This window comes from Halodesulfovibrio marinisediminis DSM 17456, from assembly GCF_900129975.1.
Lineage (GTDB): Bacteria > Desulfobacterota > Desulfovibrionia > Desulfovibrionales > Desulfovibrionaceae > Halodesulfovibrio > Halodesulfovibrio marinisediminis.
In genome coordinates, this window is sequence record NZ_FSRG01000004.1 from 1 (window position 1) to 22,371 (window position 22,371).

Genomic DNA, 22,371 nt, shown 5'->3' on the forward strand with positions numbered 1-22,371 from the left:
TTTCCGAAGAAACTTTCGCGTTCGACTTGCATGTGTTAGGCACGCCGCCAGCGTTCAATCTGAGCCAGAATCAAACTCTCCAGTTTAATAATTCTGTATTGTGACATCCACTACATCGTAGCAGATGACGCTAGCTGATCTCTAAATCAATCCGATTCGCTATTTAATTGTCAAAGAGTTTCAATGCGACAACAAAAGACCAGTTGTCTTCCGAAGTGCGAAAAGCGTTCTGCCTTATCCCGCTTCGAGAGTCAACCTCTTTTTAAAACTTTTTTTTAAGAAGTTGTCTTTTTGTTTTGCGTCGTTAGTTTGAAAATGAACAAGCTGTTCCGTTGCGACCCGTTTGGGCTGCTCCGTTGCAGCGAGAGAGGTTCTATGCAAACACGCCCTCTCCGTCAACAAGTTTTTAAAATTTTTTAGAAGTTTCTTCAGATAAACTTAACAGTAGAGAATAAACTACTGTTATTTAACAATAATATAAAAACTAAAAAATACGATTTACTTAAAAGAAAAGTGGATTTTCGAAGTTTTCAAGATCATACCATCGATCTTTATCGATAATTTGTCCGTTTTCTATCACTAAAACCCTATTGCTAGCGTTTGTCAGCCATTTCGACAAAACGCCTTCGCCTTCAAAATTACCAACTATTGTTATGGAGTCTCCATTTTTCAATCCAATTTTAGAGATTTTAACAATCTCATCTTCTTGGAGAATAACGATAACTCGAGAATTAAGTTCGATGAATACATCATTCAATTTGCTCTGATCGATGCGTGTAATTGTACCTTCTACATGAACTATCTTGCCATCCAGGGCGAGTACAACTTCGTCTTTGGCAAGATACCCTCTGTACAATTCATTAGCACTGTAATTGTTAAGTTTGCTCATTGATGCACACCCCGTAAAGAGTAATGCACAAAGACACAGAAAAAACGTGCGGACTAATGGAAGCTTATTTATGTTCATGCGCGGTACCAATAAAAAAGCCCGAAGAACATTCTTCGGGCTTTTAATACTTACTGTGACTTAAGATGATCATGCCGCATTTCGGCATGAGATACAAAACATATCCCTAAACTAATGTTCCGGAATTGTTCTACACGGAACTATCAGTTAAGTCCATTTTTCTACAGGTGGAAGTGGCAAATTTTGAATTGTTTCAACCAATTGTTCAGGAGTAACAGAAGCTGCTCCCACATGTCCTACAACAACACCTGCTGCGTAGTTTGCAAGTACACAAGAATCAACCAAGGTGCAGCCAGAAGCTACAGCAAGTGCTGCTGTTGCGATAACAGTGTCACCTGCACCTGTCACATCAAATACTTCCTGTGCCATAGTTGGAACATGCCACACAGTATTCTCATCATCAAACAGCGCCATTCCCTGTGGCCCCAGTGTGGTGAGCAGCTTTTCGCACCCAAGAAGACGGAAAATCTCTCGTCCTGCTTCCAGAATTTCTTCGCGGCTTCCAACAGGAAGGTTCGCACCTTCACTTGTTTCTTTGGAGTTCGGAGTAAGAATAAATACATTCTGGTACAATTTGAAGTTACGAGTTTTTGGATCTACGAATATTTTTGGACATTTTTCCTGAGCATCGCATAACATGCTCAGACGCTCCATAAACTCTTTGCTCACAACACCTTTGCCGTAATCAGAAACAATAACAACTTCATATTCAGCAATACAGCTTTCAACACGCGCCATAAGCTGATCAAGATCTTCGCCACCAATAGTTGCAGTATCTTCACGATCAATGCGAATCATCTGCTGACTACTTGCTAAGATGCGGGTCTTACGCGTTGTCTTACGGGTGCCGATTTGCAGAATGTCATGATCGATCCCCTCAGAATCCAGCAACGCATTCAATAGATCGGCTCCCATCCCCGCACCAGAAACAGTGATAATTTTTGGGGAGCCACCTAGAGTTCGCACGTTTTTAGCTACGTTTCCTGCACCACCAAGCACATGCCTGTCACTACTTACGTGGACAACCGGAACCGGTGCTTCTGGTGAAATTCGCTCTGCGTTACCCATCAAATACTCATCAATCATGATATCGCCGATGATGAGAACTTTTGATCCTGCAAAGCTTTCAACACGCCATGCAAGTGTATCTTTATTTACCATATATAATGTTATCCTCAGAATAATTACGCTGTGTTTTGTACTATACCGTGACCCTGATGTGCATATTAAGCCACGGTTCAGCGTTATCCTGCTTGTTCTATTCCCAGCTTGCCAAGTAATTCATAAAGCTCTTCTTCTGTGTTGTAACTGAGCGTTACTTTACCTTTCTGCTCTGTACCACTTACGGTTACCTTGCTAACAAAAAGTGTATTCAAGCGGGTTTGAAATTCTTTAAGAGCCTCTGTTTTTACAACTTTTGCGCTTTCTTTTTTCGTCTCATCAGGAGCTATAAAGCTTTTATGCTGCTTCCAAGAGGCTGCAATAGCTTCTGCTTCGCGTACAGTAAGCATCTGTGAGACAATGATACCAAGAAACTCTATTCGGGCAATGTCGTCAACGGAAAGAATGGCTCGTGCGTGCCCTGCTGTAATCGTTCCTGCTGACAACGCGTCCTGAGCCATATCTGGAAGCTGGAGAAGACGCAACGTGTTTGCAACAGCAGAACGACTTTTGCCGACCTGCTTTGCCAGCTCTTCCTGTGAAAGATTGAACTGATCTTTTAATTCTTGCAGTGCGTTTGCTTCTTCCAGCGGGGTTAAATCTTCTCGCTGAAGATTTTCAATCAACGCGATAGCCAAAGTCTCCATATCATCAAGTTCACGGATGACAACCGGCACTTCGCGGATACCTGCAAGCTGGCTTGCTCTGAATCGACGTTCGCCTGCAACAATTTCATAAATATTTTCCCCACCGACAACTTGTGGGCGGACAAGTAACGGCTGAAGCACACCTTTTTCTCGAATGGAAGCCGCAAGTTCTTCCAGCGCAGCATCATCAAACTGCTTACGTGGCTGATTCGGGTTTGCCTGAAGCACTCGCAGCGGCAACATATTTGGATGTTCCTGCTCTTCAACTGCTTCAGTATTCTTAAACAGTGCGTCTAACCCTCTGCCAAGCCCTCTTTGTGCGCCTGCCATATATCTCTCCTTGACAATAAATCTTTTCAACATGACTCTTGGATATTCATACTCATAAACAAACTGCACAATATTGGAGACTGAAATGTCTGAATATGAAAACCACGTTAAGCCGCTTTACGACCGTGATGGCAATTTACACGGCGTATTGCTTAGCCCGGAAATTTGGAAAAAAGCTGGTAAAAAAATATCAGAGATTCTTGATCAGGCTCAGGACAAACCTGCTTCTGAGATTCATCAAGAACCTATTGAAGACTGGCAGATGTTTAAAGACTACTGGGATTTTAAATATCCATTCAATGCAAAAGTTTCATGTAGAGCATGCGGTGCAGAATCTGAAAACTGGGAAGAAGATTCCCCTCGAGTATTCTATCTCACCAATGCATCGTTAAGTGGCCTTCTTGTTTTCCATTGTGAAAAATGCGGTGCTACCGTTCGTAAAAAGCACTTCAAAGATCACATCTGCCTCGAAGCTACATCCCACTCCGGTGAATCTTGTGAACCGGAATGTATCTACCCTAAGTAGCTATTCTATTAAAATCTATCTTACTGGCGCAGTAGCACTTCTCATTGCCACTTCTTTAGCAAGGGCAAGATATGCTGCTGCGCCTTTTGATTTTATATCATAGTGAATAATTGATTTCCCGTAACTTGGAGCTTCTGAAAGACGTACATTTCGAGGAATGATCGTCTTAAAGACATGTTCTGGAAAGCATCGTTCCACTTCGTTTTTAACCTGAGCTGAGAGCTTGTTTCGTGTATCAAACATGGTGAGCACAACCCCCAGTAAGGACAAACTAGTGTTTAAACGTTTTTTTACCTGCTCATAGGTCTGCAGCAACTTAACGATTCCTTCCAACGCATAAAATTCACATTGAAGAGGAATGAGAACCTCGTGCGCAGCACAAAGCGCATTCAATGTAATAAGCCCAAGTGACGGCGGACAATCAATAATAATGTAGTCAAATCTGGAAGCAACGTTCTTAAGCACGTCTTGCAAGTAATACTCACGCCCCATTTTATCGACGAGTTCCAACTCGACCGCTACAAGATCTGTTGAAGCAGGAAGTACTGAAAGGTAGGGAGTTCTGGTCGGATAGATAGCATGCAGAGCTTTTTCGGGAGTAAAGAAAGTACGGTACAAATTGCTGGACAAGCTCTCCACATCCAAGCCGATACCGCTTGTCGCGTTTGCTTGCGGATCACAGTCAACGAGCAGAACCCGTTTTTCCATTACAGCCAAAGATGCTGCCAAATTTACCGATGATGTGGTTTTACCTACGCCACCTTTTTGGTTAGCAACAGCAATAATCCGTGCCACATGAACCTCTCTTGTACAGTTGAAGTAGGATAATCATGCGCTATGTTTCACGTGAAACGTTGCAAAAATAATCCTGTCCCACCCTCTCGAAATACAACTTTGCGTAGTAACTTTTCCATTGCTAGTTAAAATATTGTGTTTATGTCAACATAAAGCAATGTTTGGTGAATACTAAAAAATATTTTATTTCCTTCGTTATACTCTAATCATCACAGCAAACTAATTAGAAAATTTATTTGAACTTTTTTGTGTTTCATGTGGAACACCGTTATCATTTTTTTATCTAACAACTAAGTTATTTTCACCCACAAAAAAAAGCAGCTCTAAAAAGAGCTGCTTTTTTTTGTTTCACGTGAAACCGAATCTACACCTTATAATATTCGCGATACCAATCAACAAAAGCACTAATACCCTTTTCGATTGGAGTATCCGGTCTGAAGCCTACGTCATTCATGAGATCATCTACATTTGCATAGGTAGCTTCTACGTCACCAGGCTGCATGTCCATCATATTCTTAACAGCTTTCTGACCAAGTTTCTCTTCAAGAACTTCGATAAATCGACCAAGCTCCACGCTGTTGTTGTTACCGATATTGTACACACGGTATGGGGCGGAACTGGAAGCTGGATCAGGATTATTACTGTCCCAGTCAGGATTTGGTTCTGGAATTTTATTAGTTACTCGAACCACACCCTCTACGATATCATCGATGTACGTAAAGTCGCGTTTCATTTTACCATGGTTGAATACATTAATCGGCTTACCTTCAAGGATAGCTTTTGTGAACAAGAACAAAGCCATGTCTGGACGTCCCCATGGACCGTATACAGTAAAGAAACGAAGACCTGTTGTAGGCAAACCGTAGAGATGGCTATAGGTATGAGCCATAAGTTCGTTTGCTTTTTTGCTCGCAGCATACAAGCTAACAGGGTGGTTCACAGCCTTGTGAGTGTCAAAAGGCATATTAGTATTCAAGCCGTACACTGAACTGGAAGAAGCATAAACAAGATGCTTAACATCATTATGTCGGCATCCTTCAAGAATATTGCCGAAACCAACTAAGTTTCCATCTACATAGGAGTCTGGATTTTCAATCGAGTAACGAACACCAGCCTGCCCTGCAAGATTCACAACATGAGTGAATTTTTCTGTAGCAAACAGTTCACGCATAGCTTCACGATCAGCAAGATCAATATTCGCATGGCGGAAATCAGGATTAGCGAGAAGCGGTGCGAGGCGGTCTTTCTTCAACTGAACACTGTAGTAGTCGTTCAAGTTATCAAGGCCAACTACGGTATGACCTGCAGAAAGAAAGCGCTGGGAAAGTGCTGAGCCGATAAAACCGGCAGCTCCAGTTACAAGAATATGCATTCAAAAGCTCCTAAAGGTGCAATGATGTGTATGTAATCCGAGCCGCCGGTTGAGTACTCCTTGCGTCCGGAATTAGTTATCGTCAGTTGGTTCAACATCTTTTTGTGGCATGAGTTTACTCACAATGTCTAGTGGTATTGGAATCAACGTGGCCTCAGCATTGGTAGATATTTCCTGCATGGTTTGCAAGTAGCGCAGTTGTAATGCCTGAGGATTACGGGAAATAATCCCTGCGGCCTCTGAAAGCTTTGCTGCTGCCTGATATTCACCTTCAGCATTAATAACTTTCGCCCTACGCTCACGCTCAGCTTCAGCCTGCTTGGCCATTGCACGCTTCATCTCCTGAGGTAAATCAATGTGCTTTAACTCAACAGAGTTCACTTTAATACCCCAAGGGGCGGTCTGCTTATCCAGCAAGTCCTGAATCCGCATATTCATTTTTTCACGATGCGCCAACAATTCGTCAAGCTCTGCACCACCGCAAACGCTTCGCAATGTCGTCTGCGCAAGCTGAGATGTTGCGAACAAAAAATCTTCCACTTCGATTATTGATTTGGTTGGTTCTACGACCTTAAAATACACAACTGCACTTACCTGAACCGAAACGTTATCGCGCGTAATAACATCCTGAGAAGGAACATCCAACGTGATAACACGCATGGAAACCCGAATCATACGGTCTATAACCGGAATGAGAATGATAAGACCTGGTCCCTTGGAGTGTAAAACACGGCCAAGGCGAAAAACTACGGCACGCTCGTATTCGTTCATGATACGAATCGCTAAGACTAGAAATACGACAACCACACCCATTATTGCTGAAATCGCATACATAGCTGCTCCTCTATTTTTTGCCACTGGTAACTTGAAAAGAACCTCCGTACCCACAGAATTTTCGACAGATACGGCTTAGTGAGTTGCTCCATGTCACCACCTAAGAATTATTCTTCACGAGAATACTTCACATGCTATACTTCTCGCAGTTCCTACTTCCCTATCTACTCTCTTTTTACAGTTTTTAGCTGAAAAAATCAGTCAACATCGATGGTAACAGTTAGATCATCAATTGCCTTCACTATTACTAATGAGCCGTTTTCAAGCTCAATTCCGTCAGGATATTTTTCTGGATCCACCTTTGCTGACCAAATTGTTCCATCAGCAAACACTTTCCCACTACCCCCCTTCCAAGAAACTATCTCTACTTGTTTACCGATCATTACATCCATACCGCTTGCAGGTTTTTTTCGTAACGCTTTTGCTGCCAAATACGCAGCACCACCCATGATGGCAGCAATTGCTCCTGTCGTGCCTACGATAAGTGAAATTGGAAGCGCCATATGACCACCCTCTTCAGGAAACAAAATTAAGGATCCAATCAAGAGAGCTGACACACCACCAATAGTAAGTAAGCCATAGCTGGTGACTGTCACCTCTAAGGCAAACAATACAAGGCTGAAAAGAATTAGTAAGAGTCCGGCAATATTGGTTGGTAAAATGGACATGGCATAAAGGCCAAGAAGTAAAGAAAAGGCACCAATAATCCCAGGGATCATAGCACCAGCATGAGTAAACTCAATAAAGAGACAAGCAACACCTGCGAGCACAAGTAAATAAGCAACCTGCGGATCAATAAGCCACGACAATACCTTATATCGGAAAGTTGGTTCGTACTGAACGATTTCGAGCTGTGTTGAAGAAAAGAACACAGTTCTATTTAATTTTTTTATTCCATGGTTCCCTGCTTGTACTAGGAAATCTCTAATTGAAGGTGCAACAACCTCTACAACTCTGGCGGTTGCAGCCCGTTCACTTGTAATGGTTGTACTGCTACGTATGGCATCTTCATACCAATTAATATTTCTATCATGTCTTGCGGCGACCGTTCGAACCAGGCTCACAAGATCATTAATAACTTTTTTACTCATAGTCGGGTCGATCTCTTTGCCACCGGGATCGACCGGTGAAGCAGCACCCATTGTTGTCTGAGGAGCCATGCCTGCAAATGCAGACGCTGCAACTAAAAAAACACCAGCACTGGCAGCTCGTGCTCCCCGAGGGCCAACCCAAACCAAAACTGGGATGGGAGAATTCAACATATTCTTCAATATCTCGCGCATGGAAGAAACAAGCCCACCAGGTGTATCTAACTGCATCACTACAAATTGAGCTCCTATTTTTCCCGCATGCCGTAATACGCTTTCTGTCAATTCAACTTGTGCGGGTCCAATTCCACTATCAATTGTATAATGCAGAATTTTGACCGTAGAATTTTGGCCATTTTGAGAGGTCTCTACGGGCGAATTTTCTTCAGCAGGCAAGGTGTTTGCTTGAAAAAACACCAAAAACGCCGCAAACAGGCTAATAAGGGCAATAGAACGTAAATGACTCATTTCGACCCCCTATATAGGATCTAAAAAGGAATAGTTCCTACTAACTATTCCAAGACTAGAATCTATTACGAGATAATACCAGTATGAACAAAAAAGAAATTGTTATTTTTAATAAGAGAGAAAAGCTTCACGTGAAACACAATGAATATAAAAAAGACTGCTCTTCATACGAAGAGCAGTCTTTTCAATTTTAAGAAAGGAATAAGCTTCTGAGTGCCACGCGAAATCTAACGCGACAAACGAATAGCAGTTCTCAAATACGCTATAACAGGAGCCAGCATATTCGGTGATTTTACGAGATAATCAACATCCGGTAGCGCAATAAGCCTGTGCCCAAGAAACTGAGTAAACAGATACGGGCGCAGCTTTGAATCCGGCATAAAGCTTTTAAGGGCTTTGGAGCCGAAAACTACACTATACCGAGGACGCAACCGTCTAAGTCCGGCCAAAAAAATTTCAGGAGCTGCTGTTAAATCACCTGCTGATTCACCACTTGCAGCAACTGGCCAAAACGAACTAGTACCACGCGGTAGATTGAGGCTAGCAATAAGCTTTTTCAGCACCTCACGTCGCTTCGGATCAGCATGACCGGAAAGATCATCACCAAGAGACCAATACGTCCATACAACCGGACTTGGAACATGAACCTTGCTCCAGTAAGCCTGCCACTGCTGTGGCCATTCTTCTGGAGGTTTGTTCGTTGGGTGAATAACAAGTGACGGCATAACCCTTGGTGGCACTGCGGCCTGTCTTTGCCCCTGTGGGACAGGACGTTGCTGCGAAGCCTGCGGTCTCTGAGTTACCTGCTGAACTGGTTGCTGAGAAGTCTGTTGTTGAACTGACTGCTGGTATTGCTGCTGTGCCTGCGACTGACCAGGCGCAACTGTAGAAGAGGCAGGCTCAACCACAGGTGCAGAAGGCTGTGCAGAAGCTACCGCTTGTGCATCAGCCATTGCCTGTGCAATGGAACCATCCTCATCAAAAAGGAAGCGAAGTCCGGCATTATGCCAAGGACGTATTTGCTCACTAAGAACTACAGTTGAAGCAGCCAATCAAAAACTCTCCATGCAACTTCAGGCTTAGGAGCCAAAGGCCAATCCTCCTGCCTGCCATTACGATCAACAATACAAACTTCGTTTGTGGCAGTCCCGAATCCGGAACCTGCTTTCGCAACGTTGTTACCAACAATAATATCAGCATTCTTTGCAGCAAGCTTCTTCTTCACATTCTCATGAATGTTGTCCGTTTCTGCTGCGAATCCGATAACCCGCTGATCATCACGTTTTGCGTTGCCAAGGGTTTTAAGAATATCCACAGTTCGTGTAAAGGAAACTGTCAGATCATCTCCACCCTTTTTAAACTTGGAATCCCCAAAAGGGATTGGAGCATAATCAGCTACAGCTGCTGTGAATACACCAATACTCATATCTTTCCATAAGGAATCAGCGGCTTGGTACATTTCTGCGGCACTGATTACATCGTGTCTAGTAATAACACCCGGCAACCATGGAGTACCAGCTCCACAAATTGCATGAACTTCCGCACCACGCAACCATGCTGCAATAGCAAATGAAGCGCCCATTGTTCCGGAAGACGGGTTAGACCAGAATCGAACACCGTCCCACTTTTCGCGGGTCGGCCCAAGCGTAACCATAACGGTCTGTCCTGCCATATCCTGCGGTGACATAGCACGAAGACCATGCAAGTAAATATCGTCAACAGGGGCTAAACGACCTTGTCCTTCTTCCATGCATGCTGTACGTCCGCAACCAGGTTCAACAATAATATGACCACGTTTGCGCAGTTTTTCCACATTTTCCTGTGTCGCTGGGTTGTGCCACATGCGAGGATTCATAGCCGGTGCAATGACTAATTTTTCAGGAAACGCTAACGCCTGACAAGAAAGCATCTCATCTGCCAATCCATTAGCAAGGCGCGCAATTGTTGTTGCTGAAGCCGGAGCAATTACAAAAGCATGGCATGCTTCTCCCGGCATGAGGTGTCCGAAAACATCATCACCAACAGGGTACATGGTTGAAAAAACAGGTGAGGCCCCAAGAGCTTCAAAACTGAGGGGGGTAATAAACTGCTGTGCAGAGTCTGTAAGTGTAACTCCGACATCTGCACCGCTATCTTTAAACATTCTCAGTAAGTCTAAACCCTTGTATGCAGCAATAGAACCACTGATGCCAAGGTGCATACGCTTACCAAGAAAGCCTGTGAATGCTGTATGTGATTTCACTAGCTATCCAATCCTTCTTCTGCCGGAAGGTCTGTTGCCGGCGCTGGAGATGTCTTGCGTTTTGGAGCAATCATTGAAGATGATTTCGGCACGTCTAGAAACGGAAGCGGTTTTTCAATTATAGAATCCTGCTCTGGACGTGGGGATACCCAAATCTCAAGATCAGTACTAAATGAGCTTGTGTCCGTAATATTCAAAATAGCAAAGCGAGTCGGTTTGGTGAAGAGCAGTAAGGTTCGTGGAGAAGTAAACTGGAAGCGCAATTCCCATCCATCCTGCTGCATAGTGGTGATCATAGCATTCGTAAGGGACATAAAATCAACATTACCGGAAAAAACCAGAACTCCGGTCTGCTTTTGCCCCATGCCATGAACAAACATCTGTGATTCATCTGCTTTCATCTCAACAGGAACACGTACATCAGGAAAGTTATAGTACATGAACTTAGATTCTGCAGGTGCCTGAGCACCCCCTGTTGGCTCTGCTGTGCCGGACATATTGGAAAGAGTACAACCAGATAGCATTACACAAAGAGCTAGTATAGAGAAAATTAATCGGGCTCGCATTGGCCGCTCCTTTATGATTGAGTCTTAGAGATTTCAAGTGTAGGCACATGGAGTGCACATCATGTATATAATGTTACGTGGGATATGAATAGCGCAATGCAAGATAAACCGCAATTTACTACGATCCCTAAATAACAGAGAATAGGTTTTAATAATGGAACGCGATAGCCACTGTATAAAACAAAATTTACAAACAATTCCTGAAGATTTCAGGCTTTCAGCATATACGTATGAACTTCCTGAAGATCAAATAGCGCAAAATCCTGCCGATAAACGTGGCAGTTCACGACTTTTTGTCATCGACAGAAAAAGTGGCAAAAACCATTCTGCAATGTTTGCAGACCTTGGAAAGTTTCTGCCAAAAAACGCGCTGCTTGTTGTTAACAACTCAAAAGTACTGCCAGCCCGCCTATACGGACAGCGTCCTTCCGGCGGTAAAGTAGAATTTCTTATGCTCACCCCACTACCACTGATTAAACCAGTGGACAACGGGGAATGGAAAAGCGCCACTGTTGAAGGTCTCATGCGCATGTCTAAGCGCGTAAAAGTAGGCACTAAAGCAGAATTTGGTGACGATTTATGGATTGAAGTAACCAAAACTGCTGAGTTTGGACGCTGCGAAGCAACCATCAACTGGCGTGGTGAGTTAAAAGATCACTTCCTAAAGCAGGGCCACCTTCCGCTGCCTCCATACATCAAACGAGAGGACACAACAGCAGACAAGGACCGTTACCAAACAGTATATGCAAATGACAGTCAGCTTGGCTCTGTAGCTGCACCAACTGCCGGTCTCCACTTTACCGAAGAAATGCGCGAAGAGCTTTCTCAGAGCGGTATTGAATGGGCTGAAGTAACCCTGTACGTCGGGTACGGTACCTTCTCCCCAGTGCGGTGCGACGATATTCGTGAACATTCAATGCACAAAGAGTTTATTGAACTCTCAGAAGAAACCGCAAAAAAAATTGCCAAAGCAAAAGCTGAAGGTCGTCCTGTAATCGCAGTTGGAACAACATCTTCCCGTGTATTAGAGGGTGCTTTTAAAGAAGTGGGACACATTGCTCCATTTAAAGGGTGGACAGACATTTTTATCTACCCAGGATACAAGTTCAATGTTGTTGACCACATGATTACAAACTTCCATCTTCCAGAGTCTTCATTACTCATGATGATCAGTGCGTTTGCTTCAAAACAGCGCATTCTGGACGGGTACGCTGAAGCTATAGAGCAAGGTTTTAGAGTATTCAGCTACGGAGATTCAATGCTCATTCTTTAAACATTATACAATGCTTATAATGGGTATTGTAATACACTCCCACTTTTGACATAATTGTTTAAGTCACTCTTTAAAAATAAGCCGTTCGTTGCGTTGTAACACACGGCAACATACTGATCTTACTTATAAAGTCGAGGTGAAAACATGGCACGCGTTGAATTCCGCGAAGAACGGTGTAAGGGCTGCATGCTCTGTTCTACCGTTTGCCCTAAGAACATTATCTGTCAGTCCTCCCGCTTTAACCAGCAAGGGTACAAAGTGGCAGAGGTAAAAGCAGAAGACATGGAAAAATGTACAGGCTGTACTTCCTGTGCGCTTATTTGCCCAGACCTTGCTATCAAGGTTTACCGCGAAGAGAAAAAGGAGAAGTAGCCCATGTCCGAAAAGAAACGTATTTTCATTAAAGGTAACGAAGCTATTGCCCGTGGCGCACTTACAGCTGGTTGTACCTGTTACTTCGGCTACCCTATTACTCCTCAGAACGATATTCCTGAATTTCTTTCAACTGAAATGGCTGCCGTCAACGACGGTGAGTTTGTTCAGGCTGAATCTGAAGTAGCTGCTGCAAATATGCTCCTCGGCGCTGCTGCCGGTGGCGCACGTGCAATGACCACCTCCTCCTCCCCTGGCGTATCTCTCATGCAGGAAGCAATTTCCTACATGGCAGGCTCCGAGCTCCCTGGTGTTATTGTTAACGTAAACCGTGGTGGCCCAGGTCTTGGTGACATCGGTTCCTCTCAGGGTGACTACTTCCAGTCTACCCGAGGCGGCGGACACGGTGACTACCGTACTCTCGTTCTCGCTCCGGGCACCTGTCAGGAAGGCTACGATATGATGATTGAGGCATTCGACCTTGCATTTAAATACCGTAACCCTGTTCTCGTTCTTGCTGACGCCATCGTTGGTCAGATGAAAGAGCCTGTAACCCCTTGGGAACCAGAAACCACTAACAACCATGGCGCAGAAAACTGGTGCATCGATGGAGCAAAAGGCCGTGAAAAGCGTCTGCTCAAGTCCCTCTTCCTCGAAGACGGCGCACTTGCAGGTCAGAACCGCAACCTTCAGGCAAAGTATGAAGCAATGCAGGTAGAAGCACGCGCAGACGTTTTTGAATGCGACGATGCTGAACTCGTTGTAGTTGCATTCGGCTCCATTGGCCGTATTGTAAAATCTACCGTTCGCCGTCTGCGTTCCGAAGGTAAAAAAGTTGGTCTGGTACGTCCTCTTACTCTGTACCCGTTCCCATCTGAAGTACTTCGTGACCTTGCAAAGCAAGGCAAACGCTTCCTTACTATTGAACAGAACTGCGGCCAGATGGTAGAAGACGTACGCCTTTCCGTACGTGGTATTGCAGATTCCGAATTCCATGGTCACATGCCAGGCGACCTCCCTGGTTCCGATGACTTCATCGCACCTATCATCAAGTACTTGGAGGACTAGGGAATGTCTGAAAAACTCGTTTTCGACGCACCTGAAATCATGATCGACCGCCCTACGCATTACTGCCCGGGCTGTCATCACGGCGTTGCACACCGCCTCGTTGGTGAAGTGCTTACCGAAATGGGCCTTGTGGATGATACTCTGTGTGTTGGTTCCATCGGTTGTTCCGTATTTATCTACAACTACCTTGACGTAGACGCAGTTGAAGCACCACACGGTCGTGCTCCTGCAGTAGCAACCGGCCTTAAGCGCGCACATAAAGATAAATTCGTTTTCACCTATCAGGGTGACGGCGACTTGGCTTCTATTGGTCTTGCTGAGATTGTTCACGCTGCTAACCGTGGCGAAAAAATCTCCGTTGTGTTCGTTAACAACACTGTATACGGCATGACCGGCGGCCAAATGGCTCCTACCACTCTCGAAGGCCAGAAAACTACCACGTCTCCTAAAGGTCGTACCTCTGAAGAGCACGGTATGGCTATCCGTATGAGTGAAATCATCGGTGGTCTCGGTGGCACCGCATACTGCGAACGTGTATCTCTTGACTCTGTCAAGAACATCCGTCGTGCTAAAAAAGCTCTGCGTAAGGCGTTCGAAATGCAGGTTAACGGTACCGGCTTTGGTTTTGTAGAAATGCTCTCCGCATGTCCTACTAACTGGAAAATGGATCCAATTGCTGCAAACAAACGCATCTCTGAAGAAATGATCCCTTACTTCCCACTGGGAGTATTCAAAGATGTGACCAAGGACGGAGAGGAATAGCATGTATCAAGACGTTATCATCGCCGGTTTTGGTGGTCAGGGTGTTATGCTCATCGGTAACCTGCTCGCATACGCAGGTATGGAAGCAGGCTCTGAAGTTACCTACATCCCTGTTTACGGTCCGGAAATGCGAGGCGGTACAGCAAACTGCACCGTTGTAATTTCCTCTGAAGACATCGGTTCCCCGATCATCCAGAGCCCTAAGTCTCTGATCATCATGAACCAGCCTTCTCTGGACAAATTCCAGCCAAAACTCATCGACGGTGGCGTTCAGATTCTGAACTCCTCCCTCGTTGATGCATCACAGGCTGAAGACCGTGTAACAACCTACACAGTACCTGCTAACGAAATTGCTGACGGCCTCGGCAATACCCGTATGGCAAACATGGTTGCTCTTGGCGCATACGTGCAGGCAACCGGTTGTGTACCATTAGAACAGGTTAAAGAGTCTCTTAAATCTGTTATCAGCTCCCGCTACGGTCACCTGATCCCTAAAAACGCTGAAGCCCTTCAGGCTGGCGCGGATCACGTAGCTGAGCAGATGAAGTAAGCACTGCTTACTCATAGCTTGAAATAGCAAAGCCCCTACATCGACCGATGTAGGGGCTTTTTTTAATTTAATGAAATATATGCTGGAGACATACCCAACGGGTTAATCTCGACAACAATGTAATGTCCCGCTTAACAAGTTAAGGCTTTCTCAGCAACGCGACGTAAAAATACTCGCCATACGGACTATCATCTGGTGTATGCCATTCTTTTTCAAGCTTGGCTTCCGGATGCCGTTCAAGGAACGCCTGAACCTGCTTTTCGTTTTCATCAGGGTTGATGGTACATGTCATGTACACAAGAAGACCGCCGCCTTTGAGTACAGAGAACGTGTTCTCCATAATAGCTTTTTGCACTTCTACGAGATCAGAAACACCTTCAGTTGTACGATGGTAACGTACATCCGGACGACGAGAGAGAGTACCAAAGCCTGAGCACGGCACATCTGCAAGAATGGTTGCTGGCGGATCTTCCTGAAGCGGAGAACCTTTCTTTGGCGGTTCTGCTGCGGACATCAAAAGAGATTCCGGCGGGTACATAGCAAGACGCTCTGCTTCTTCACGCATACCTAAAAGACGTTTACGTGAAGTATCGGAAGCAAAAGTTACGTCTACATCCTGCTCAAGCAGAGCGTAGGTTTTACCGCCTCGTCCACAACAACAATCCCATACTGGTCCTTCCCATGTTTCCGGGTGAGCTTCACGTAAAACTTCCTGTGATGCCATAGATTGACGAGAAATAAGACCGTCGTTGATCATGGTTTTAAGCTCTGCTGGCTGAGAACCTGCAGGGTACATGACGCCGTAGCCGATGGTTTCAACGCTTTTACCATCCTCTGTGAGCTCGTTAACAAGATCCATAGCGGCTTCAAATGTCTGGTTAACACGAATACCGAGCGGTGCATGTTTCTGCGCATTCGCAAGAAGCACCTGTGTACGCTCTTCGCCGTATGCCTCCATCCATGCGTTAACAATCCACTCAGGCATGGAATGCCATGCAGCAAGAAGTGCGGTGTCAGACATCCGCTCCTTGCGTATGGACTCCATGTCGTGCGCTTTTTCGCCCATACGGTCTAGGTTACGCAGTACAGCATTGGTAAGCTTTCCAAGACCTAATGAGAAACGCTTTTTCACGTACCCTACACACCAGTCTACAGACGCGTAGACTGGAATACGGTCAAGATAGAGCATTTCGTATGCTGCAAGCCCCATTACGCTTGCAGCCTTTTTAGGTAATTTCGAGCTATCCTTCAGGAACAAACCTAAAAGAGCCTCTATACGGCCTTTGTAACGCAAAAAACCGTATACCAGCTCTGTGCAGAGTGCAGAGTCCTGTGAAGTAATCTTCTGATTATTAAGCTGGTAATCCAGCGCTGCCTGAACATCGCGGCCTTTATCTAAAACCTGTGAAATAACTTCAAGCGCAACCGAACGAGCTGGCGGTAATGCTGAATCCTTACGTCTAGCCATATATATTCCTTAAAAAATTTCTTTCAGTGTGCGTTAGCACTTTGTGTCAGCTTCACCGAAGGCGGCTTCGAACTGCAACGGAGGTGCTGGATTTTTAATGAACATGCGCAATGCACGCTCCATTGAAAGCTCCGGCACAGTCGTATCAAGACATGGCCCACACGGACGTTCGTTCAATACACCATACACAGGAAGAGGATATGTATCCTGAATGCCGGAGGTTAAATCGCGCTCACACGCGACAGCAATAATAAATTTAGGACGCTCTTTCACCACGATACGTCGAGCAATGGTGCCACCCGTTGCAATGGCAAATTTAACGCCGTAATGATCACGTAACTTAAGCAGCATAGCTACAGGACAACGTCCACATCGCTCGCAGTTATCTACATTGTAAGAAAGACGCAGTGAGCAATTGCTCGCCTGCAGGCAATGCGGCGTAAGAATTAAAATATCTTTTGCTTCAAACGCACCGTTTTCAGATCGAACCAATTCATTATTCACCCGAATAAATGACTGACGGACGCGACGCTTATCAATCCCAAGAAAACGGGCAAGCATGATCATAAGCGGCAAGAACAGCCGAATAGTCATCCCGCGCATCTTAGCAGTTCCGAGTACCGCCCTACCCTTAAGAATCTGTAAAACAAGCCCGAGGGTTGACCAACAAATAAACAAAACAGTAGAGCCGAAAAGAAGCCCGAAAATATACGGCAACGACGGATGAATATTAGAAAAGCCGATGAGCGGAATAATCCAGCCTGCGAACAGAAGAGAACAGAGTAAAATAGAAGTGCCCGTAATCAAGCCAATAAATAGCCGTTTACGGGCCCCGTAATACCGTTCTGGATTATCTAAGTCTTTTTTATGAAACAGCATTTTCTCTTTATGCTAGCAAAGCCCTTCACCGGAACAAGTTGCATCATCACACTGTGCAAGATACCCACAGGCAAATGCCTTGGCATCCATTACCTTTTTGTTTGCCGGACGCAGCTTGTGCACTAGATACACACGGTCTGCAGTAGCAATAGCAATGGCATCATCCTGTAAACCAAGTACGGTTCCCGGCTTAACACCTTCTTCAAGGTCTAGACCGATGGTACCCGGCTCAATTGCAACGCGGACAGGTTTCTTTTCAGCACGTTCGAGAATGAAATACCCGCCCGGCCAAGGAGAAATACCACGTAAATGAGCATGCAATTCTAACGCAGTCTTGTTCCAATCCAACAACCCTTCGGCTTTGGTTAACTTTGCTGCATGTGTTGAACGGTTATGATCCTGAACCTTAGGGTGCAGGTCACCAACAATAAGCTTCTGTAATGCTTCAACCAGCAACTCGCCGCCAAGTACAGCAAGTTCATCATGCAAAGTACCTGCTGTATCATCAATACCGATAGCAAGTGCACGCTGTAACAGGATCGGACCAGAATCCAAGCCTTTTTCCATCTGCATAATGGTAATACCGGTAACTGGATCACCGTTCATAATAGCACGCTGAATAGGTGCTGCGCCACGATATTTTGGTAACAGAGAAGCATGTACGTTAATAGCACCATACGTTGCAATATCAAGCACACGCTGCGGAAGAATAAGACCGTATGCTGCTACAAGTAAAACATCCGGCTTGAGCGCTGCCAGCTGCTCAACATCCACATCTTCTTTAAAATTCAGCGGCTGAAAAATATCGTAGCCATTTTCAAGAGCGAGCTTCTTTACGGCAGACGGCTTACACACCTGCCCACGTCCGCAAGGACGATCCGGTTGAGTGTATACACCAACGACGTCTGCTTCTTCCCACTGAGATACACGATCTAAAATTGTTGCCGCAAAATCAGGGGTTCCCATATATACGACGCGAAGTTTACCTACCTTTTCATCCATTTCTTCACCTTCTTGTCGTACATTGAACGTTTAAGACGGCTGATTTTATCGATAAAAAGAACACCATCAAGGTGATCAATTTCATGCTGCAAGCAAATAGCAAGAAGGCCGTCAGCTTCAATTGTCACATCATTTCCCTCCAAGTCCTGTGCTTTAACAGTCACAGTCTCGGAGCGCTTCACTTTAGCGCGGTACCCAGGAACAGACAGACAACCCTCTTCAGAATCGCAAGAACCATCAGCTGTAATAATCTCAGGGTTAACGAGTGTCATCAGCTCATTACGAACTTCAGGGCCAGAAACATCCACGACAACAAGGCGATGCAGTGCTCCAACCTGCGGTGCAGCAAGACCGATCCCCTCTTCCTTGTACATGGTCTCAACCATTGCTTCAGCAAGCTCTTTGATCTCTTCAGTAACTTTTTCGATCGGCTTACTCTTCTCAACAAGACGGGTATCAGGGTAATGTAATACTTCACAAATCATCTATATCTCTCCCTCCGGTAACTCATCGACCGGAACGGTTGTATGCTCTGTCTCTTAAAAAGACAATTTATCACCGCACCTCTTATTTATATAAGCATGGTTTTGCTCACTGGGAAGGTGCATAGTTTTCTGAAAGTTTTTTACAGCCTCTGGCGGGCAGAGGGGGAACCCCGTTTTTGAAAAAAACGGGGTTCCCCCTCTGCATTCCTCTTCCTGAAAAAACGTATAAGAATTTCTTACCCGTACCTTCAAAAAAGGACTTCACCAAAGTATATTACGTTCATTAAAATTATTTCTGTAAACTCTTCAACCTGAACTCAACGACACGCGGGTTCGGATAAGTTTCACGAATATCTTGTAATAACGCTATGGCCTTTTGTGGCTGTTCCTGCTGCTCATAAATATCAGCCAGCAACAATTTTGCTCGCGCCATGAGTGTGACTTCGACAGCCTCATATTGCAACAGATTATTCAGATTCTTCTCTGCTTCAACATGATTACCTAAAAAAGCGTAAGCTTGCGCAAGCTCATAAATACACAACTGCTTATGTCCGGAGTTATTGTACTCCAACTCTCGGCAATCTTTAAAGGCGTCCACTGCAAGCCCGTACTCACCACGCATAAGGTAAGCTTTTCCAAGATTGGCATATGCTGTTGCTTCTTCTTCAATTTTCACCGCAGGAGCACTTAATAACTGCGACCATACTGTGATTGCTTCCGACCAGAGCCCACCTTCAATAAGCATGTTTCCTTTTTTTACTAAGACCTGCCTATATCTATCCGGCTCTCCAGAGTACTCCAAAAGCATTGCATCCAGCAATTCAATGGCTCGGTTTTTGTTTCCCCGAACAGTTCCGGCAACCTCAACAAGCCGGTTCCAGACGTTCCAACGCTCTATCCCGCTATCGTTATCACGCAGGTAACGTTGATAAAAACGTTCTGCTTCTGTGTATTCTTTATTGATGAATGCTTTTCGAGCTCTAGAAAGTTCATCCTCGATCTCCGACTGCATGCAGCCGGAGACGAGGATACTTACTATTACGAGAAGCAAGAGAACGCTTCGGTCCATTTGTTATTCCTGATCGTCCTGCTGCTGTTCAACAACACGGTCAAAGCCAACAACGTGTCCGCCTTTATCCATATTAACAAGACGTACACCCTGTGTTGCGCGACCTACAGAACGAATTTCCTTAACTTCCATGCGGATAACTTTGTTATCGGAAGTCAAAAGAATAAGTTCATCTTCAAGCAGTACTGGAATTGCGCCGAGAACCTTACCGGTTTTCGGTGTTACCTTAAAGTTGATGATACCCTTACCACCACGAGACTGAATACGATAGAGCTCTACTCTGGTACGTTTACCGTAGCCGTTTTCAGCAACAGTCATAATTTCGCATTCAGTATCACTACGCAGGGTTACACATGCTACAACTTCATCGTCACCTTTAAGCGCAATACCTTTTACACCGGTTGCTGAACGTCCCATAGCACGTACATCCGTGCAGGAGAAGCGGATAGCGATACCGGAAGCGGTTGTCAGAACAATCTGACAATTATCGTCAACCTCACGGACCATAATGAGTTCGTCATTCTCTTTAAGACCTACTGCAATAATGCCAGTACGACGACTCTTCTTGTACAATTCAGCGCTGGAGCGCTTAACCATGCCGTTCTTGGTCGCAAAGAGGAAGTAGCGATCTTCGTCAAAATCACGAACACATAAGGCTGTTGTGATCCACTCGTTATTTTCAAGCGGCAACAGGTTCGCAATATGTACGCCTTTCGCAGTACGGGAACCTTCTGCAACCTGATGAACCTTCATCTGGAACATACGTCCCTTATTACTAAAGAGAAGCAGGTGCTGATGGTTGGAGGTTGTCAGGAAGTCCTGAACAAAGTCTCCGTCACCGGTATGTAGACCAGCAACCCCTTTACCGCCACGTCGCTGAGCACGGTACGCATCAAGGGTTGTACGCTTAATGTAACCACGGCGGGAAAGAGTAATGACTACGTCGTCATCAGGAATGAGGTCTTCGATCTCAATACCATCAAGCTCATCAAACTCGATAGAGGTACGACGAGGCGTTGCGTAGCGTTCATTGATGTATTCAAGCTCTTCACGAATAACACCACGCAGTACTTCACGATTTTCGAGAATTGATGTGAGGTATTCGATAAGTTTGATGAGCTCGTTATATTCTTCAAGAAGTTTTTCGTGCTCAAGGTTAGTCAGACGCTGGAGGCGCATGTCGAGGATTGCCTGTGCCTGAACATCTGAAAGCTCGAATCGATCTTTAAGAGCCAGCTTTGCATCTGCTGCTGTTTTGGATGCTCGAATGATTTTAACAACTTCATCGATATTATCCAGAGCAATACGCAGACCTTCAAGAATGTGTGCACGTGCTTCTGCTTTACGCAAATCGTAACGTGTACGACGGATAATAACTTCACGGCGATGATCAAGGAAATGAAGCAACGCGGTGCGTAAGTTAAGAAGTTGTGGCTTGTTGTTAACAACTGCCAGCATGTTGATACCGAAGGAAGTTTCCAGCGGAGTAAACTTATACAGGGAGTTAATAACAATCTCCGGAATGGTGCCGCGTTTAAGATCAATAACAACGCGAATACCTTTACGGTCAGATTCATCACGGAGGTCGGTAATACCTTCGATTTTACGGTCGTTAACCAGAGATGCTATTTTTTCTACAAGAGAAGATTTGTTGAGTGCGTATGGAATCTCTCTAATAACAAGAGACTGGAGTCCTTTTTTACGCTCCTCAATTTCAACTTTACCGCGAACTTTTACTGTACCGCGACCGGTATTGTATGCATCTACAAGACCTTTACCCGCGTAGCAGAAACCGCCAGTCGGGAAATCAGGTCCCTTAACGTGTTCCATAAGCTGGGACACCTTAGCATCGCGGTTTTCAAGCAGAATAAGTAATGCACCAATCAATTCACCAAGGTTATGCGGTGGAATATTGGTAGCCATACCAACCGCAATACCTGAAGTACCGTTAAGTAATAAGTTTGGCACCTTGGTTGGAAGCACGCTTGGTTCGAGAAGGGTGTTATCGTAGTTCGGACGGAACTCAACAGTTTCCTTTTCGATATCGCTCAAAAACTCACCTGCAAGACGGGACATACGTGATTCGGTGTAACGCATTGCCGCTGCAGCATCGCCATCGATGGAACCAAAGTTACCCTGACCATCAACGAGTGGGTCACGCATTGCGAACGGCTGCGCCATACGTACCAAAGCATCGTATACCGCAGAGTCACCATGCGGGTGGTACTTACCGATTACGTCACCGACGATACGTGCAGATTTCTTATGTGCACGATTGAATGAGTTACCAAGCTCATGCTGTGCGTACATGATACGTCTGTGTACCGGCTTAAGACCGTCTCGGGCATCCGGGATAGCACGGCCGACAATAACACTGAGGGAATACTCAAGATATGCTTTCTTGAGCTCCTCTTCGATAGTAATTTGCGGTTCTAGTGACACGTAGC

Annotated in this window: 22 protein-coding genes and 1 rRNA gene; 6 read left to right on the forward strand and 17 right to left on the reverse strand. The window is 45.1% G+C overall.

Annotated features, from left to right (window positions below):
* The 4 genes from BUR09_RS04580 to BUR09_RS04595 form a co-directional block, all read right to left on the reverse strand.
* Nucleotides 1–86: ribosomal RNA gene (locus BUR09_RS04580) — 16S ribosomal RNA — on the reverse strand; the annotation flags it as partial.
* Nucleotides 87–502: 416 nt separating this feature from the next.
* Entirely contained in the window at nucleotides 503–889 is a 387-nt protein-coding gene (locus BUR09_RS04585) for a hypothetical protein (RefSeq protein ID WP_074215789.1), read from the reverse strand.
* Nucleotides 890–1,114: 225 nt separating this feature from the next.
* Entirely contained in the window at nucleotides 1,115–2,128 is a 1,014-nt protein-coding gene (rfaE1, locus tag BUR09_RS04590; protein ID WP_074215790.1) for a D-glycero-beta-D-manno-heptose-7-phosphate kinase, read from the reverse strand.
* Between the two features lie 83 nt (nucleotides 2,129–2,211).
* The gene (locus BUR09_RS04595) at nucleotides 2,212–3,105 is read right to left on the reverse strand and encodes a ParB/RepB/Spo0J family partition protein (protein ID WP_074215791.1); all 894 of its coding nucleotides are present in this window, start codon (nucleotides 3,103–3,105) and stop codon (nucleotides 2,212–2,214) included.
* Nucleotides 3,106–3,190: 85 nt separating this feature from the next.
* Here BUR09_RS04595 and BUR09_RS04600 point away from each other — a divergent pair, with 85 nt between their 5' ends.
* Entirely contained in the window at nucleotides 3,191–3,631 is a 441-nt protein-coding gene (locus BUR09_RS04600; protein WP_074215792.1) for a hypothetical protein, read from the forward strand.
* Between the two features lie 15 nt (nucleotides 3,632–3,646).
* Here BUR09_RS04600 and BUR09_RS04605 read toward each other — a convergent pair whose 3' ends face one another.
* From BUR09_RS04605 to BUR09_RS04635, 7 genes are all read right to left on the reverse strand, one after another.
* Nucleotides 3,647–4,426 carry a ParA family protein gene (locus BUR09_RS04605; RefSeq protein ID WP_074215793.1) on the reverse strand — a complete coding sequence of 260 codons (780 nt, stop codon included), beginning with the start codon at nucleotides 4,424–4,426 and terminating at the stop codon, nucleotides 3,647–3,649.
* A gap of 364 nt (nucleotides 4,427–4,790) precedes the next feature.
* A complete protein-coding gene (locus BUR09_RS04610) occupies nucleotides 4,791–5,798 on the reverse strand; it encodes an NAD-dependent epimerase (RefSeq protein ID WP_074215794.1) in 1,008 nt (335 codons plus the stop codon).
* 72 nt (nucleotides 5,799–5,870) lie between these two features.
* Nucleotides 5,871–6,632, reverse strand: a complete 762-nt coding sequence (locus BUR09_RS04615; RefSeq protein WP_074215795.1) for a slipin family protein — start codon at nucleotides 6,630–6,632, stop codon at nucleotides 5,871–5,873.
* Nucleotides 6,633–6,829: 197 nt separating this feature from the next.
* A complete protein-coding gene (locus tag BUR09_RS04620; protein ID WP_074215796.1) occupies nucleotides 6,830–8,188 on the reverse strand; it encodes an NfeD family protein in 1,359 nt (452 codons plus the stop codon).
* Between the two features lie 227 nt (nucleotides 8,189–8,415).
* Nucleotides 8,416–9,240, reverse strand: a complete 825-nt coding sequence (locus BUR09_RS04625; protein WP_074215797.1) for a hypothetical protein — start codon at nucleotides 9,238–9,240, stop codon at nucleotides 8,416–8,418.
* Nucleotides 9,222–10,430: a bifunctional phosphopantothenoylcysteine decarboxylase/phosphopantothenate--cysteine ligase CoaBC gene (gene coaBC / locus BUR09_RS04630; protein ID WP_074215798.1), complete on the reverse strand. Its 1,209-nt coding sequence runs from the start codon at nucleotides 10,428–10,430 to the stop codon at nucleotides 9,222–9,224. Before coaBC ends, BUR09_RS04625 begins: the two co-directional genes overlap by 19 nt.
* Nucleotides 10,430–10,996 (reverse strand): hypothetical protein, encoded by a 567-nt coding sequence (locus BUR09_RS04635; RefSeq protein WP_074215799.1) that lies wholly within the window; start codon nucleotides 10,994–10,996, stop codon nucleotides 10,430–10,432. The genes coaBC and BUR09_RS04635 overlap by 1 nt, the downstream gene beginning before the upstream one ends.
* Before the next feature lie 154 nt (nucleotides 10,997–11,150).
* Here BUR09_RS04635 and queA point away from each other — a divergent pair, with 154 nt between their 5' ends.
* The 5 genes from queA to BUR09_RS04660 all read left to right on the forward strand — a co-directional run bounded on the left by queA (nucleotide 11,151) and on the right by BUR09_RS04660 (nucleotide 15,021).
* Complete coding sequence (queA, locus tag BUR09_RS04640; RefSeq protein ID WP_074215800.1) at nucleotides 11,151–12,269, forward strand: tRNA preQ1(34) S-adenosylmethionine ribosyltransferase-isomerase QueA; 1,119 nt, start codon at nucleotides 11,151–11,153, stop codon at nucleotides 12,267–12,269.
* 144 nt (nucleotides 12,270–12,413) lie between these two features.
* The gene (locus BUR09_RS04645) at nucleotides 12,414–12,641 is read left to right on the forward strand and encodes a 4Fe-4S binding protein (RefSeq protein WP_074215801.1); all 228 of its coding nucleotides are present in this window, start codon (nucleotides 12,414–12,416) and stop codon (nucleotides 12,639–12,641) included.
* A gap of 3 nt (nucleotides 12,642–12,644) precedes the next feature.
* Nucleotides 12,645–13,709, forward strand: coding sequence for a 3-methyl-2-oxobutanoate dehydrogenase subunit VorB (locus BUR09_RS04650; protein ID WP_074215802.1), 1,065 nt, complete (start codon nucleotides 12,645–12,647; stop codon nucleotides 13,707–13,709).
* Between the two features lie 3 nt (nucleotides 13,710–13,712).
* Nucleotides 13,713–14,471 carry a thiamine pyrophosphate-dependent enzyme gene (locus BUR09_RS04655; RefSeq protein WP_074215803.1) on the forward strand — a complete coding sequence of 253 codons (759 nt, stop codon included), beginning with the start codon at nucleotides 13,713–13,715 and terminating at the stop codon, nucleotides 14,469–14,471.
* Nucleotide 14,472: 1 nt separating this feature from the next.
* Nucleotides 14,473–15,021 carry a 2-oxoacid:acceptor oxidoreductase family protein gene (locus tag BUR09_RS04660; protein WP_074215804.1) on the forward strand — a complete coding sequence of 183 codons (549 nt, stop codon included), beginning with the start codon at nucleotides 14,473–14,475 and terminating at the stop codon, nucleotides 15,019–15,021.
* A gap of 139 nt (nucleotides 15,022–15,160) precedes the next feature.
* Here the strand turns inward: BUR09_RS04660 and BUR09_RS04665 are convergent, their stop codons facing one another.
* The 6 genes from BUR09_RS04665 to gyrA all read right to left on the reverse strand — a co-directional run bounded on the left by BUR09_RS04665 (nucleotide 15,161) and on the right by gyrA (nucleotide 22,366).
* Nucleotides 15,161–16,489 carry a transcription antitermination factor NusB gene (locus BUR09_RS04665; protein ID WP_074215805.1) on the reverse strand — a complete coding sequence of 443 codons (1,329 nt, stop codon included), beginning with the start codon at nucleotides 16,487–16,489 and terminating at the stop codon, nucleotides 15,161–15,163.
* 33 nt (nucleotides 16,490–16,522) lie between these two features.
* Entirely contained in the window at nucleotides 16,523–17,368 is an 846-nt protein-coding gene (locus tag BUR09_RS04670; protein ID WP_074215806.1) for a DUF116 domain-containing protein, read from the reverse strand.
* Between the two features lie 12 nt (nucleotides 17,369–17,380).
* Nucleotides 17,381–18,370 (reverse strand): methionyl-tRNA formyltransferase, encoded by a 990-nt coding sequence (fmt, locus tag BUR09_RS04675; protein WP_074215807.1) that lies wholly within the window; start codon nucleotides 18,368–18,370, stop codon nucleotides 17,381–17,383.
* The gene (gene def, locus BUR09_RS04680; RefSeq protein ID WP_074215808.1) at nucleotides 18,355–18,855 is read right to left on the reverse strand and encodes a peptide deformylase; all 501 of its coding nucleotides are present in this window, start codon (nucleotides 18,853–18,855) and stop codon (nucleotides 18,355–18,357) included. Before def ends, fmt begins: the two co-directional genes overlap by 16 nt.
* Nucleotides 18,856–19,144: 289 nt before the next feature.
* Entirely contained in the window at nucleotides 19,145–19,924 is a 780-nt protein-coding gene (locus tag BUR09_RS04685) for a tetratricopeptide repeat protein (protein WP_074215809.1), read from the reverse strand.
* Nucleotides 19,925–19,927: 3 nt separating this feature from the next.
* Nucleotides 19,928–22,366: a DNA gyrase subunit A gene (gene gyrA / locus BUR09_RS04690; protein WP_074215810.1), complete on the reverse strand. Its 2,439-nt coding sequence runs from the start codon at nucleotides 22,364–22,366 to the stop codon at nucleotides 19,928–19,930.
* Nucleotides 22,367–22,371 lie beyond the last annotated feature (5 nt).

What these genes read in the sequence shown, in the direction of transcription:
- fmt (WP_074215807.1), bottom strand. Translation starts at nt 18,370, where the DNA reads ATGGATGAAAAGGTAGGTAAACTTCGCGTCGTATATATGGGAACCCCT.
- BUR09_RS04660 (WP_074215804.1), top strand. Translation starts at nt 14,473, where the DNA reads ATGTATCAAGACGTTATCATCGCCGGTTTTGGTGGTCAGGGTGTTATG.
- BUR09_RS04635 (WP_074215799.1), bottom strand. Translation starts at nt 10,996, where the DNA reads ATGCGAGCCCGATTAATTTTCTCTATACTAGCTCTTTGTGTAATGCTA.
- BUR09_RS04620 (WP_074215796.1), bottom strand. Translation starts at nt 8,188, where the DNA reads ATGAGTCATTTACGTTCTATTGCCCTTATTAGCCTGTTTGCGGCGTTT.
- BUR09_RS04670 (WP_074215806.1), bottom strand. Translation starts at nt 17,368, where the DNA reads ATGCTGTTTCATAAAAAAGACTTAGATAATCCAGAACGGTATTACGGG.
- BUR09_RS04615 (WP_074215795.1), bottom strand. Translation starts at nt 6,632, where the DNA reads ATGTATGCGATTTCAGCAATAATGGGTGTGGTTGTCGTATTTCTAGTC.
- BUR09_RS04655 (WP_074215803.1), top strand. Translation starts at nt 13,713, where the DNA reads ATGTCTGAAAAACTCGTTTTCGACGCACCTGAAATCATGATCGACCGC.
- queA (WP_074215800.1), top strand. Translation starts at nt 11,151, where the DNA reads ATGGAACGCGATAGCCACTGTATAAAACAAAATTTACAAACAATTCCT.
- rfaE1 (WP_074215790.1), bottom strand. Translation starts at nt 2,128, where the DNA reads ATGGTAAATAAAGATACACTTGCATGGCGTGTTGAAAGCTTTGCAGGA.
- def (WP_074215808.1), bottom strand. Translation starts at nt 18,855, where the DNA reads ATGATTTGTGAAGTATTACATTACCCTGATACCCGTCTTGTTGAGAAG.
- BUR09_RS04685 (WP_074215809.1), bottom strand. Translation starts at nt 19,924, where the DNA reads ATGGACCGAAGCGTTCTCTTGCTTCTCGTAATAGTAAGTATCCTCGTC.
- BUR09_RS04595 (WP_074215791.1), bottom strand. Translation starts at nt 3,105, where the DNA reads ATGGCAGGCGCACAAAGAGGGCTTGGCAGAGGGTTAGACGCACTGTTT.
- BUR09_RS04610 (WP_074215794.1), bottom strand. Translation starts at nt 5,798, where the DNA reads ATGCATATTCTTGTAACTGGAGCTGCCGGTTTTATCGGCTCAGCACTT.
- BUR09_RS04645 (WP_074215801.1), top strand. Translation starts at nt 12,414, where the DNA reads ATGGCACGCGTTGAATTCCGCGAAGAACGGTGTAAGGGCTGCATGCTC.
- BUR09_RS04650 (WP_074215802.1), top strand. Translation starts at nt 12,645, where the DNA reads ATGTCCGAAAAGAAACGTATTTTCATTAAAGGTAACGAAGCTATTGCC.
- BUR09_RS04665 (WP_074215805.1), bottom strand. Translation starts at nt 16,489, where the DNA reads ATGGCTAGACGTAAGGATTCAGCATTACCGCCAGCTCGTTCGGTTGCG.
- BUR09_RS04600 (WP_074215792.1), top strand. Translation starts at nt 3,191, where the DNA reads ATGTCTGAATATGAAAACCACGTTAAGCCGCTTTACGACCGTGATGGC.
- BUR09_RS04585 (WP_074215789.1), bottom strand. Translation starts at nt 889, where the DNA reads ATGAGCAAACTTAACAATTACAGTGCTAATGAATTGTACAGAGGGTAT.